General features: G+C 31.3%; 7 protein-coding genes. 5 read left to right on the top strand and 2 right to left on the bottom strand.

The genetic code is table 11. The features are described 5' to 3' along the window. Window positions 1–29: 29 nt before the first annotated feature. Together HNV10_RS00035 and HNV10_RS00030 are read right to left on the bottom strand one after the other, a co-directional pair. On the bottom strand, window positions 30–2,390 hold the full coding sequence (locus HNV10_RS00035) for a ribonuclease HII (protein ID WP_173299293.1): 2,361 nt from the start codon (window positions 2,388–2,390) through the stop codon (window positions 30–32). A gap of 35 nt (window positions 2,391–2,425) precedes the next feature. Then, window positions 2,426–3,028: a ribonuclease HII gene (locus HNV10_RS00030; RefSeq protein ID WP_173299292.1), complete on the bottom strand. Its 603-nt coding sequence runs from the start codon at window positions 3,026–3,028 to the stop codon at window positions 2,426–2,428. Between the two features lie 214 nt (window positions 3,029–3,242). Here HNV10_RS00030 and HNV10_RS00025 point away from each other — a divergent pair, with 214 nt between their 5' ends. The 5 genes from HNV10_RS00025 to HNV10_RS00005 all read left to right on the top strand — a co-directional run bounded on the left by HNV10_RS00025 (window position 3,243) and on the right by HNV10_RS00005 (window position 12,973). Continuing rightward, window positions 3,243–6,518, top strand: a complete 3,276-nt coding sequence (locus tag HNV10_RS00025) for a SusC/RagA family TonB-linked outer membrane protein (RefSeq protein ID WP_173299291.1) — start codon at window positions 3,243–3,245, stop codon at window positions 6,516–6,518. A gap of 12 nt (window positions 6,519–6,530) precedes the next feature. Then, window positions 6,531–8,048, top strand: a complete 1,518-nt coding sequence (locus HNV10_RS00020) for a RagB/SusD family nutrient uptake outer membrane protein (protein WP_173299290.1) — start codon at window positions 6,531–6,533, stop codon at window positions 8,046–8,048. 15 nt (window positions 8,049–8,063) lie between these two features. Continuing rightward, the gene (locus HNV10_RS00015) at window positions 8,064–8,792 is read left to right on the top strand and encodes a hypothetical protein (protein ID WP_173299289.1); all 729 of its coding nucleotides are present in this window, start codon (window positions 8,064–8,066) and stop codon (window positions 8,790–8,792) included. A 125-nt stretch (window positions 8,793–8,917) separates the two neighbouring features. Continuing rightward, the gene (locus tag HNV10_RS00010) at window positions 8,918–10,870 is read left to right on the top strand and encodes a S8 family serine peptidase (protein ID WP_173299288.1); all 1,953 of its coding nucleotides are present in this window, start codon (window positions 8,918–8,920) and stop codon (window positions 10,868–10,870) included. Window positions 10,871–11,005: 135 nt separating this feature from the next. Beyond that, window positions 11,006–12,973, top strand: coding sequence for a putative porin (locus tag HNV10_RS00005; protein WP_173299287.1), 1,968 nt, complete (start codon window positions 11,006–11,008; stop codon window positions 12,971–12,973). The last annotated feature ends 454 nt before the right edge of the window (window positions 12,974–13,427 follow it).

The raw sequence follows: 13,427 nt of genomic DNA, 5'->3' as shown, positions 1-13,427 counted from the left end.
TTATAAAATCTAGTTTAATAAGTTTTTATTCAATGAATTTTATACACCACAATTGTGTTATCGTCGCTCTGGGTAATTAGTTCCAATCCTTTTTCATTATCTAATTTTTGAAGTTCTGCTGGTGCTGTACCAAATACTGGGAAATTGGGTATAGGTTTTGCTTGGCTATCAAATAAATAAACTTTTTTAGATTGTAAATCTGTTGTGGTTACATAAATTTTATCATTTAAGTAGAAAATTTTTGGAGCTGTGTATTCTCCAAAATCTAAATCTAAAATTCTAGATTTTATTTTAAGTTGATTTTCTCTTAAACTAACTAAGGTTTTACTTGTGGTGAAAATCTTATGTTTGTCTGTTAAATTAAGATTTGTTACGTTTACTTTTCCGCGTGTATCTATTTGAACCAGTTGTCCTAACGTATTTGTTGTTGTGAATTTATTTTGATATAGATACACCTCATTATCAGCAAATCTTATTTTATCTTTAACGTTAACTCTTATGCTGCCTTGTCTGTTTAATATTTGTAAACTTTCGCCTGCTCCAAAAACGATATAATCTTTTGTTCCAAGTCTGTAGTGTTTTGGTTGTGTTTTTATGGCAGAATTACCGCTGTACTTAAAACCCTTTACAGGTTTTCCTTTTGCGTTATACATTAAAAGATTATTCCCTTGGGTTACTAAAAGTCTATAATCTTTTTTCTTATCATAATCAAAAACGGATAAAGGTTGTGTGATTTTATCATTGAAGCTCATAGGAAATGGACTAACGTCATTTCCATTTCTGTCTAAAACATATACTTTATTTTCTGTTGCAAAGGCAAGTTGTAATCTTCCGTTTTTGAAGATGTCAATTTGCTCAATTTGTCCAAGCACTTTACCTTGTAGTTGCTTTTTCCATAATATGTTTCCAGAGTTAGAAACGAGATATAGGATGTTATTAAGGTCTTGTACTACAATATCTTGAGCATTGGTAATGTGATTTTTTACGGTTTGTGGTGAAGTTATAATAGAAGCTTCAAGTTGTGTGGTAAAGGCTTCTGTTACTGAATTGGATGTTGCACGTTTCTTATACTTTTGAATTATTCCATTAATGTGTGTGTAGTTATTATCATTTATAAATTGAACCGCATTTGCATTGTAACCTGTCATGGTTTTTCCCATAACATTGGTGAGACCTTTTGAGTCTTTAAATATAAATACTGAAGCTTCATCGCTAAGATTCTCATTTATTGTAATAAAACCGTCGGATTTTGCTAGCGTGTTTTCGTTTAAGGCATCCGTCAAAATAGATTTTAGAATATCTGGTGTAGGTGTAAAAATTATAAAGTCTTTGAATAAAGAAAAATAGTTAGCATCTTCAAATGTTATAAAAGGTTCTAAGTGCGATGAGAAAATTTCGGGTGTATTATATTCATAAATGTCAATATCTCTAAATGATTCACTGAAAGTTTTATCTTCAATGGATTCTAAAATTAGATTTGGGTCTAAAGAATGAAGTACCATTGCGTTATCTATTAATGCTATTTCATTGGTTAAATTTAAGTATGAGATAGTTGGCTCTTCTGTCTTTTTATTTAAGCTATCAAGGTTTTTTTTAAATACTTTAAAATCATCAAAGGCGATACTTAATAATGTACTTGTTGTCTGCGGTGCTATTGATAAGCTGTTTGTTTTTTGTGGAATTGTATTTTTAAAACTATTAAGATAATTGACGCTAGAATCTTTAGTTGTAAGTAAACCATTATAGCTGAGTTTTTTGCCAAATTGGTTAAAATCTAATAAGGTTAGATTAGCGTTGTCCTTATTATTAATATTAGTAAACAATAATTTTGAATAATTAGGCGTATTATTTTTAAATATTACTGAAGCAACCGATTTACGGTCTGCAGTCTCTATTAATTTAGAGAGTTCTAAGTTTTCGTTTTCAGAATTTATAGACTTTAGCAGTTTTAAGTTATTTGATGCAACAAAGGTGTTACCAATTATATTATGGTATAGTGTGGTAGAATCAATTGTAGTTTTTTCCGTTTTAGAGTTTAATAATGTTTCTGAAGTGTAATTTTTAAGACTATCAACAACAAACAAAGCACTGTCATTTTTAGTTAGAATTAAATAATTGGAATTACTAGAATCTGTAAATGCAATATAAACTTGTTTAGTTGTATTTAAATTTTTAAGGGTTTTAGAGACTGTTTTTATTTGGTCATCATAAATGTTAGAAAGGATGTCGTTGTTGGTTAAGCTATTTATAAAATCACTAAGCTCATTGATTTGTATAACAGTTTGCGAGCCATTTGGAATAAATTGATATGCGTTCTTGGTTTTATTGTAGTCTTTTTGACAACCTAAAAATAATAACAAAAAAATAGATAGCAAACCAAGCTGTTTCATGTATGTAGAATAAATTAGACTACAAATATAAAAAGTTATATATCCAATTTGTATTGCTCGGGTAATAATCTAAATGATTTTCTGTGATATTTAGTTATTCCGTATTCTTTTATGGCTTCTCGATGTTCTTTTGTTGGATAGCCTTTGTTTTGTTTCCAGTTGTACATGGGGAATTCCTCATGTATTTTCTCCATATAGTCGTCTCTATAAGTTTTTGCTAATATTGAAGCAGCTGCAATACTTAAATATTTACTATCACCTTTAATAATAGTTTGATGCGGAATTGTTTTATAGGCCTTAAACCTGTTTCCATCTACTATAATGTGTTGAGGTATTGGTTTTAGCTGAGAAATAGAGCCATGCATGGCTTTTATAGAAGCGTTTAATATATTAATGGTGTCAATTTCAGATTCAAAAATATGGTGTATGCCTACGCAGATACTTTCATTTTCAATAATTGGTCTGAGTAAATATCGTTTTTTCTCTGAGAGTTGTTTAGAGTCGTTTAAAATTTCATTTTTAAAATCTAAAGGCAAAATTACTGCAGCTGCGGTCACAGGACCAGCTAAACAACCTCTGCCAGCTTCATCTGTTCCACATTCAAAATCAAAAGAAGAATAACTAATTTTTAAACTCAAAATGTTAAATTTTGAACAAAGTTAAAATTTTAACGCAACCCTTTTACACTTTTTACATCTAACTAATGAGTTAACCCGCAAAACCATACAAAAGTTAGATGTTATCGATTGTTGTCAATATCGTAACGATGTTAACATTTTTTTAGCAAAAAGCCTTGCTTATTTAATATTTAATTAAGATGTTTGCAACTAGACTAACTCAAATAATTGTTTTATGAAATTAAAATTAACATGGTTATTAACGCTTTTTATGGCGTTCGTGATGCAATTTTCTTTTGCACAAGAGAAAACTGTCACAGGTACAGTTACAACGAAGTCAGATGGTTTACCCCTTCCTGGTGCTAGTGTAATTGTAAAAGGGACCTCAAAGGGTCAACAAACAGATTTTGATGGTAAATTTACTATCAAAGTTAATCAAGGAGATGTTTTAGTGATTTCTTACGTAGGTATGACGCCTGGAGAAGTTACAATAGGTGCTGGTAGCACTTATAATGTTGCTTTAGAAGATGCTAATGCACTTGATGAAGTTGTAGTTGTAGGTTATGGTACTACAACTAAGGAGGCTTTTACAGGTTCTGCGGCAACAGTTGATGTTGAAGAAATTGAAGCTAAAACGTTTTCAAATGTTTCTCAGGCATTAAGAGGGGAAGCAGCTGGTGTAAACGTTATTCAGACAACTGGTCAGCCAGGTACAAGTGCCACTATTAGAATTAGAGGTTTTGGATCAGTAAATGGTAATAGAGATCCATTATATGTAGTTGATGGTGTGCCTTACGGTGGTCAAATTAATGCAATTAATCAAAATGATATTAAAAGTTTAATTATTTTGAAAGATGCTGCTGCAACATCAATTTATGGTTCTAGAGGAGCAAATGGTGTAGTTTTGATTACAACTAATAAAGGGAGTAAAACAAAATCGTTTATAGATGTTGATTTTAAAACGAGTGTATCTTCTTTTTCATTACCAACTTATGATGTAATTGAGTCTCCAGAAGAGTATATTGAACTTTCTTGGGATGCTGTTAGAACTAACGCTATGTTAAGTGGGAATTCTAACCCTGCACAATATGCAAGTAATAACTTGTTTGATGCTACTAATGGAATAAGTCCTTATTATAATTTATGGGATACTGCTGGTAGCCAATTAATAAACCCTACGACAGGAGAGTTTAATTCTGGTGTTACTAGAAGATATACTCCTGAAAACTGGGCGGATTATGCTTTTCGTACTGGTTATAGACAAGAGGCTAATATTTCAATGTCTGGTGGTAACGAAACTACTACGTATTCAACGTCTTTAGGTTTTCTTAATGATGATGGGGCGGGAATAAATTCTGACTTTAGAAGATATACAGGTAGAATTAATGTGGATCACGAAGTTAACGATTGGTTAAAAGTAGGAGCAAATGTTACTTACACAGGTTCTAGAACAACGCAAAATGGTCAGACTACCGATACAGGTAGTATCTTTTTAATGGCTAATGCCTCTCCAAGAATTTATTCTATTTTTCTTAGAGACCAAGATGGAAATAAAATTTATGATCCAATTTTTGGAGGATCTCAGTTTGATTATGGTGATAACCAATTTAACAATGGTATAGGAGATAACTCTAGAAGATTCTCTACAGCAACTAACGGTATTGCCGATGCAACATACAATCTAACTAGAAGTTATGATAACAGTTTGTTTGGTAACGTTTATTTTAATATCGATTTAGCTAAAGGTTTAACTTTAGAAAATAGATATGGTACGCAAAGGGAGAATTTTGATTATAGTGATAGAGACAACCCTTACTATGGTGCTGCTGCTGCAGAAGATATTTATGGTCGTTTATTCAAGCGAATCAGTACTAGAACTAATGATAACTTTCTTACCTTATTAAGGTATAAAACATCATTTGGTGCTAATGATAAGCACTCATTAGAAGTTTTTGGTGCTCATGAAGCAACTTCTTATGAGTTTAATAGAATGTATGCTTACAAAAGTAGAGCTATATTGCCTAATACTTTAGATTTGGATCAATATACAACTACTATCGGTAAGCCTGGTTCTTATTCTCTTCGTTGGACGTTAGAAAGTTATTTTGGTCAGATGAATTATGATCTAGATGATAAGTATTATTTAACGGCATCTATTAGACGTGATGGGTCATCTCGTTTTATAAATGATAAGTGGGGAACATTCTGGTCTGTTGGTGCAGGATGGATAATGAGTAAAGAAGATTTTATGTCTTCAGTAAATGCAATAGATTATTTTAAACTTAAAGGTAGTTATGGTGTCATAGGAGATCAAGGAGATAGACTACGTTACGGTTGGCAAATATTTGGTATTGGTAACACTGATGAGTATTCATTTACACCAGATACTGAGAGATCAAACCCAGACTTAACTTGGGAGACTAAGAAAATAACTTCATTTGGATTTGAAAGTACATGGTTTAACAATACTTTAGATGTTAATGTTGATTATTATATAGCTAATACTGAAAATCTATTTTTTGAACAAAGTTTACCTGGTTCTAGTGGATTTATATCTTCTTTCATTAATGACGGTAAGTTAACAAACAAAGGTTTAGAATTTGATATTAATGCTAATATTATACAACCTAAGAACAGTGGTGACTTTAGCTTAAGTCTTGGTGTAAATGGAGAAATGTTAAGTAATGAAATTACCGAAATGCCTATAGACCAAATTACTGGTGAGGTTAAGATTTTTGATGATAGAGGTGGTAGTATTTTTGCAATCTCTGAAGGTAAGTCTGTTTATGACTTCTTTACTCGTGAGTGGGCAGGTGTTGATGCCGCTAATGGTTCTGGACTTTGGAATTTGTATTATGACGATATTGATGGTAATGGAATTTATAATGAAGCAACAGATGTTGCCATTACTAATATGGTTCTTTACAAAGCAGCTAATGCGAATGCTAACGTAAATAAAACAACAACTACTGTATATTCTGAAGCTACGCAAAAGTATATTGGTAAAAGTTCTATCCCTAAGTTAAGAGGTGCATTTAGATTAAATTTAGGTTATAAAAACTTTAGTTTAGCAACACAGTTTTCTTATAGTATTGGTGGTTATGCTTATGACTCTAATTATAGATCTTTAATGGGTAATGGTAAAGTTGGTTCTGATAACTGGCATACTGATGTAAGAGATAGATGGCAACAGCCTGGTGATATAACTAATATCCCTAGACTTTCTGACGATTATAGTGCTGATGCTAATTTTGATTCAACGTCTTCAAGATTTTTAACTAAAGCAGATTATTTATCTTTAAACAATTTGCAACTTGGTTACACATTAACAGAAAATGCACTTAAAGATACTGGTATTTCTAGGTTGAATGTATATGTTTCTGGTGACAATTTATTGTTGTTTACTCATAGAGATGGTTTTAATCCAGCAACTTCAGAATCAGGAAATTCAAGTATTTATAGATATCCACCTATGACAGTTTATAGTTTAGGATTAAAAATTCAATTTTAAAAAAAAGAAATGATGAAAAGAAATGTTTTATTTTATGCTTTTGCACTTGCAATAGCATCCTTCACACTGAGTTGTGGAGATGATTTTTTAGAACCGCAAAGAGATACATCTGAATTAACAGATGCAGATTTTGCAGATAATATTGAAGTAAACCCTGCTTTGGTAGAGGGATCTTTAAATGGTATTTATTCCTTTATGATACAACGTTTTGGCGCACTAGGTGATGATGCAGGAAGACATTATGATATTGGACATAAAGGTATTGATGTATGGACAGATATGCTTTGTGGTGATATGGCATTGTCTACTAATACATATAGTTGGTATGCAGGAACCTCTAATATGGTATTTACTACGAATTTTTCTGACGATGAGAATGAAATAATGTGGAATTACCTTTATAGAGTGCTTAATACCGCTAATTTATTGATTGCTCAGTCTGGTGGAGAAGATGCTGTACCTGAAACTGATGAAGCTAAATATATTTTAGGACAATCTAAAGCGTTAAGAGCTTATGGTTATTTTTATTTAGCTCAGATTTTCCAAAGAGGATATGATCCTAATCAAGAGATTTTACCTTTTTACACGTCGGATCCTGAAGATACTAGTTTTGCTAAAGTACCAGCTTCACAGGTTTATGATTTAATTTTATCAGACTTAACTAGTGCGGTAGAGTTGTTAGATGGTTTTAATAGACCATTAAAACACTATATTAATAAGTCAGTAGCTCAAGGACTTTTAGCTTATACATATGCTGCAATGGGAGATTATCCAAATGCAAAAATTGTATCTGAGTCTATTGTGAATAGTGGTGAGTATTCTATGCTTACAGCTGGTGAGTTGGCTTATCCTGGAAGTGGGTCTGGTTTTAATGATGTAAATTCAAGCGCTTGGATGTGGGGTTATGATCTTACTGCAGATTTAGGTATAGGTTTAGTTAGTTGGTGGGGAATAGTTGATTTATACTCTTATAGTTATGCTGCTGCAGGAGATAGAAAAGCTATAGATGATGCTTTATTTGCTCAAATTCCAGACAATGATATTAGAAAGCAACAATTTTTAGATTCTCCTACTGAAACTAATCATTTAATGCCAATTAACAAGTTTTTTGCTCCTAGTAGACAAGTGTTTTCACAAAATCCTATGACTACTGATTATGTTTATATGAGAGTTGAGGAGTTTTATCTATTAAGTGCTGAGTCATCTGCTAAAACTGGTGATGAGACGACTGCGAAAACTAGATTAAAAGATTTATTAAATATTAGAATGGGTGCAACGGAAGCTGCCGCTTTAGTTGATCCTTTAACTGGACAGGATTTATTAGATTTTATTTACTTACAAACGCGTATAGAAATGTGGGGTGAAGGTAAATCTTATTTTGCGTTGAAACGTAATCAAGCAACTATTACTAGAGGTACAAACCACGCTTTTCAGCCAGGTGCAACCGTAGTATATGATGCAGATAATGTTTCTCCTGAAATACCACAATCTGAGTTGAATAATAATCCTGCTATTACGGTACAAAATTAAATTTGAATTAGTATTATGAAAAATTATTTAAAAATATTTACCATTTTGGCTATATCTAGTTTGTTTACGAACTGTAGTCAAGATGACATTTTGGAGTCAAAATTATCTAACCATGTTGGATTTGAGCCAACTCCAAAGGTTATAGAAATTGTAAAGAATGCTACGGAAACAATTGATGTTACTGTAGCTGCAAGTGAAGTTTCTGGGACAGATAGAACCTATACTGTGTCAGTTGATGAGTCTTCTACTTTAGCTGCTTCTTATACTGTACCTAGTACAGTGACGATTCCGGCAAATAGTAATGTTGGAACAATTTCTGTAACCGTAACAGATGATGAAGCTTTAGAGTATGTAAATCAAACTTTAGTATTAAGTTTTGAAGAAGAAGTTGGAATTTCTTTCGGTAATGATTTAACTATCAATTTTACTGAGGAATGTTTAAATACAGTTACAACGCTTTTTCTAACTTTAGATACTTGGCCAGATGAAACTACATGGGAAATGTATAGTTTAACAGGTGGAGCAACTTTAATTGGTTCGGGCGGACCGTATGCTAACCCTGCTGATGATTTTGCTGAATTGTCTTTTAACTTCTGTTTAGAATCTGGTGAATACGGGATTGTAGTTTATGATTCTTATGGTGATGGAGGACCTACGTTCTCGGTTTCAACTGCTGATGGTGTATTAGTGGCTGAAACAACATTAGCTGGTTCAAATTCATCAGCTACTTTTACTATTAATTAATAATTAAAGTTTTTAATTATATCTAAACCACCTAATTTTTATTAGGTGGTTTTTTATTGTTTTATAGTTTATGGATTAAATTAAAATTGCCGTATATTGCATTAAAAATTTAATAAAAAAGAAAAATGAAGCACTTTTTACTGTCAGTTGCGTTTTTAACAATATGCAGTTTTGCACATGGGCAAAATTCAGAAAACAATAATCTTACAAATGCTAATAAGGAACTATTAAAAGAGTTAGAACAACAAGAGCAAAACAGATTGGCTAGGATTCAATCTTATTTACTTTTAAATCCTAATACAGTTATTACTAACAAGGATGAATTAAAGTTCTCTCGTCTTTACGATATAGTGGATAATCGACCAATTTATAAATCAACTGATAATCTAGAAGCAGGTAGAGCAACTAAAACTAATCAACTACTACCAGGCGGTAGTTTAAATTTAAATTTAGATGGCACAGGAATGACTGTTGGAGTCTGGGATGGTGGAATAGTTCAAGACACGCATCCTGAATTTGCCGATGCATCTGGTACAACTACAAGAATTACATTGTCAGATAGTGGTGCTGAATTTAGCGATCATGGTACTCATGTGGCAGGTACTATTGGAGCTAAAGGTGTTAACCCTAACGCTCTTGGTATGGCGCCAAATGTAAATATTAAATCTTATGATTGGACTAATGATGAAGCTGAAATGGTTAGTGCGGTCACTGCTGCGGTCAATCCAATTATAATTTCTAATCATTCTTATGGAGTTCCAGTAGAACAAGACGAAGGTACATTAGATGCCTGGTGGATGGGAGCATACACTCAAGATTCGTATGATATTGACAATATTGCTAAAAATAATCCTCAATATTTAATTGTAACTTCCGCTGGGAATTCTGGTACAGTTAGTTATACTGGTGGTTTGTATGCTGGTTATGACAAATTAACAACAGATAAAAATGCTAAAAATAATTTGGTTGTGGCTAATGCCAATCCTACAACAGGAGAACAACCTATTTTTAGTGGCAATTATGAGTTAACTAATTTAGTTATTAATACAGGTAGTAGTCAGGGGCCAACAGATGATTTAAGAATTAAGCCAGATATAGCTGCCGATGGTTCAAATCTACTGTCTCCAATACCTACAGATGGTTATGCAACTTATTCTGGTACATCAATGGCATCGCCTAATACAGCTGGTACATTATTACTTTTACAAGAGTACTATTTTCAATTAAATAACGCTTATATGAACTCTTCGACTTTAAAGGGTTTGGTTTGTCATACTTCTATTGATGATATTGCTACAATGGGACCTGACCCTATTTTTGGATGGGGATTTTTAGATGCCAAAACTTCGGCTGAAGCTATATTAGATGCTTCTAATAGCAATGCTGTTATTAGTGAATTAAATATGGCACAAAATCAAACGTATACTTATACATTTTCCGCTCAAGCTGGTGATAAATTAATTGCTACTTTATGTTGGACAGATATGCCAGCCAACAGTATTTCTAATGGGACTTTGAATGATGCTACGCCTAGGTTAGTAAATGATTTAGATTTAAGATTAACAAAAGATGGTACAACATATTTCCCATGGAAATTAGATTATTCTTCTTCAACAGGCTTTTCTAATTCCAAAGGAGATAACACAGTAGATAACGTTGAAAAAATTGAGATTGACGCACCAACTGCAGGTGTTTATACATTAACAGTAACACATAAAGGGACGTTAAAAGGAACCGCTATACCTGTTTTTGGTCCTCAAACTCAAGACTATTCACTCATAGTTACTGGTAATAATCTTTCATTAAGTACAAATGAAAACACATTGTCTGAAGATTTAGTGATTTATCCTAATCCAAATAAAGGTGATTTCACTATTAATTTTGGTAATAACATTGATAATAGTGTAAAGGTAAGTGTAATTGATACAAGAGGACGTATTGTTTATAAAAATACATATTCTAAAAACTCAACACAGTTTAATGCTGCTATTAATTTAGGAGAAGTTGAATCTGGGATTTACATTGTTAATATTACTCAAGGAAATAACAAAACCTCTCAAAAAATTATAATAGAATAAATAAGATTTATTCAACAGTGATATTAAAGATCAACAAAAATACTTGTTGGTCTTTTTTATGTTAACTAAATTGTAATATTGTGCATAGATACAATAAAATAGAGTTTACTTTGTTTGAAATTTAGAACTATATAAATGCATATTAGATTTTTTAGCATATTGTTTTTCGGTTTGATTACCTCGAGTTTAGTTTCCCAAACTAAACTAAATGGTAGAAACCTGCCAAAGGGTGGTAATACTTCAGAAAATGATTCTACTTCAACAAATAGATTAAAAGGTTTCGAAAAATTAGCCACTATAGATATGTATGTAGAATTTAATCATGTCATAGATTCTACAGAGATAGATACTACCATTTCAATAAAAAAAGAATATAAATTTAATTACCTGCAAAAAGATAATTTCGGTTTAATGCCATTTGCTAATATTGGACAAACTTACAACACATTAAGTTTTAATTCTGCAGATAATGCTATGATTCCATTATTCGGTGCAAGATCAAGACATTTTAATTATTTAGAGCATGATGATATAAAATTTTATGAAGTAGCAACACCTTGGACACGGTTAACATATAAAACGGCATTTGAGCAAGGACAGGTCTTAGATGCATTTTTTACTATTAATTTAACGAAGCAATTTAATTTCTCCATTGCATATAAGGGACTTAGATCTTTAGGTAATTATCAAAATGCACTAACGAGTACTGGTAATTTTCGATTCACTTCAAATTATAAAACCAAAAACAAACGTTATAATGCACTAGGCTATATTGTAATGCAAGACCTATTAAATCAAGAAAATGGTGGATTACAAACTGAGGATTTAGAAGATTTTACTTCAGGAAATGTAGAGTTCATTGATAGATCTGTATTTGATCCAAATTTTGAAAATGCTGAGAATATATTAAAAGGCAAACGTTTTTATTTTGAACATTCTTATAACTTAATAAAGAAGAATGATTCTATTAACAATGATAATCTTATAATTTTTAATAAAGTTTTATTCGAAGACAAATATTTTCAATATACTCAAACATCAGCAGCAAGTGATTTTTTTGGTGATTATTTTAGTAGTAGTATTAATGACAAGGTAACTTTAGAGTATTTTAATACTTCTATGGGATTAAAATATTCCAATAATTTAATCGGACAGCTTCAATTAGCCCTTAATTATAATGATATTAATTATGGATATAATGGAATTGTGTTGGTGTCAGGTGAAACAATACCGAATAGATTGAAGGCCAATTTTTTTGGATTAGATGGTGAATATAATAAAAAATTGAAAGGGTTTAATATTTCTGGTAAAGGTGGAATTAATCTTTCAGACACATTTGTTGGGAGTTATTTAAATGGAACAGTAAGTTTTAAATTGAATGAAGATTTAACTCTATTAGGTGGTATATATATTAATACGAGATTACCAAATTATAACTATCTATTATATCAAAGTGATTATGTCAAGTATAATTGGAATAATGTTGATCGTTTTAAGAATGTAAATACACAACAAGTAAGGTTTAATTTGTATTCAAAAAGTTTGATAAATGCAAGTTTAGATATTTCTAATATAGATAATTATACGTATTTTAATAATGAAGGAACAATAGTTGATTTCAATAATATTGTGCCGAAACAATATACTAATCCACTTCAATATTTTAGAGTTAAGTTCCAGAAAGAATTTAAAGCGGGAAAGTTTGCATTAGATAATACATTGATGTATCAAAATGTTGTAAGTGATGAAGATGTTCTCAACATCCCGTCCGTTATAACTAGAAATACACTTTATTATACTGATGAGTTATTTAAAAAGTCATTAAAGCTACAAACAGGTGTAACTTTCAATTATTTTACAAAATATAATATGAATGGTTATGATCCTTTGTTGGCGGAATTCTATACACAGAATGAAACTGAGTTAGGTGGATTTCCGAGATTTGATTTTTTTATTAATGCAAAGGTTAGGCAGACACGTATATTTTTTAAATTGGAACATTTTAATTCATCCATGACGGGTTATAATTATTTTTCCGCTCCTAATCAGCCATATAGAGACTTCGCTATTCGATTTGGATTAGTGTGGGATTTCTTTCTGTAATATAGTTTATTTGCCTGTTATACGTTATAGAAATATAATTATATGTCTTTAGCATACTATATTAAGACTCAAAACATGATGCTGCAATATCAGTTATGGCGATAAACTTATTATTCTTGTATTATTTAAATCATTAGTTATTTAGAGTAAGGCATGCTATAGTATCACTGCGTCATTCATTATGTATAGTTAGTAGATAATCTATGTATACTTTTATTTAGTCCTTGTAATGTTAATTATGTTATTCTCGTATTGTTTGCAGAGTACAAATTTGATGATTTCATTATTAGTTAGTACAGATGAGTAATAGAAATTACTGTATTTTAGAAAAAAACGCATTCATATGTATGTGGTTTCAAGGGTATTAAAAAAAAGGCAGAAATAAAATTAAAAAAGTAGTTGTGGGATTAAAAAAGGGTTTTATATTTGCACCCCGAAACAAAGACAACGAGTC

The sequence above is a fragment of the Winogradskyella litoriviva genome (assembly GCF_013249065.1).
Lineage (GTDB): Bacteria > Bacteroidota > Bacteroidia > Flavobacteriales > Flavobacteriaceae > Winogradskyella > Winogradskyella litoriviva.
Note: the sequence above shows the minus strand (reverse complement) of the source record. Positions and strands in the feature narration are given on the sequence as shown.